Origin of the sequence: Pseudomonas sp. Sample_9 (assembly GCF_004307535.1) — a bacterium.
Taxonomy (GTDB): domain Bacteria; phylum Pseudomonadota; class Gammaproteobacteria; order Pseudomonadales; family Pseudomonadaceae; genus Aquipseudomonas; species Aquipseudomonas mercuritolerans.
Genome location: NZ_RAZO01000116.1, coordinates 1 through 1,077, shown reverse-complemented (window position 1 = coordinate 1,077; position 1,077 = coordinate 1). Strand labels below are relative to the sequence as shown.

The window sequence follows — 1,077 nt, the reverse complement described above, 5'->3', positions numbered from 1 at the left end:
ATCCGTTGGGGTTGACGTCCAATTGCCCGCCGCCGAATAAGCCTGGGTGTGAGGTTCCGGGTGGGATTGGTGGGGCTAAAGTGGATGATGGTGAACCTGCGCTGCCGAAGATGACGGCTCAGGAGCGTCGGGCGAGGATTGATGAATTAGCTGAAGAAAACGCATACCGACGTTTGCATGAAATGGAGAATCCACAAAATGGAGAGCATTTTCTGGAAAAGCACGGCGCCCAAACAACACTACGGTCGCAATTTGAAAGGATCATGACAGGAAAAAATCCAACGACTGGCGTTATAGAGACCTACACCGGTGGATCGCACCATGGAGAACCTAAAATTCCAAGCGCGGCTACTCATTTTTTCAGCCATAGAGATCAGCTGAACGCTATCTATAGAGCAAAACTTATATTCAGTCAGACTAATCTTCAAACATCTAGAAGGCCTATGGATATGGGAAAGATAATTGGGGAAGGTTATACCAGAGACGGCATTTATGGGCAGCAGAGGAAAGCCGTGGTTATTCTGAGAGCTAATGGCGATACCGTGACTTCATATGCGGATTTTGAATGATGAAAAAAACGTATGAAATTGTGGATATAAAAAACTTATTGTTTGTTTTTGATATAGAGAATACTACTGATGTCGAGAGGGAACGATTAATAGTTGAAAAAAATGTAAACGATTCGCGTCAGTTAAAAGAGCTTTTCGATACTGTGTTAAGGCATGAATTTTGTGAATACACAGATGCAGAACAAGAATCGCTAATAAATACTGTCGAACATTTTTTGGAGAGAAACGACAATTTCGACCGTGTATTTAATCGAATGACAACTTATTTTGACGAAGAAATTACCGATAGGTCTAGTTTTATGAGACTTCTATTGGAGTGCTTAACAAAGTATCGGGATGAAACGGGCTGTGGCTAAAAATCTGCATTCTGGAGTGGCGCCTGGCAAGTAAGCACGCACTCTACTACGTCGAGCTTAACCGACTAACTGTGATGCCTTTGGAGACGCCGTAGGATCGAGCAAATACACACTAAACCCCACAACCCCCTTCGCATGATGCTTAGCCTGCG

At 43.8% G+C, this 1,077-nt stretch carries 1 protein-coding gene and 1 pseudogene; both read left to right on the top strand.

The genetic code is table 11. The features are described from left to right. Nucleotides 1–569 (top strand): annotated as a pseudogene (locus D6877_RS06375) (type IV secretion protein Rhs); the annotation flags it as partial. Next, nucleotides 569–925 (top strand): hypothetical protein, encoded by a 357-nt coding sequence (locus D6877_RS06370; RefSeq protein ID WP_130910232.1) that lies wholly within the window; start codon nucleotides 569–571, stop codon nucleotides 923–925. The pseudogene D6877_RS06375 and the gene D6877_RS06370, both read left to right, overlap by 1 nt. Nucleotides 926–1,077 lie beyond the last annotated feature (152 nt).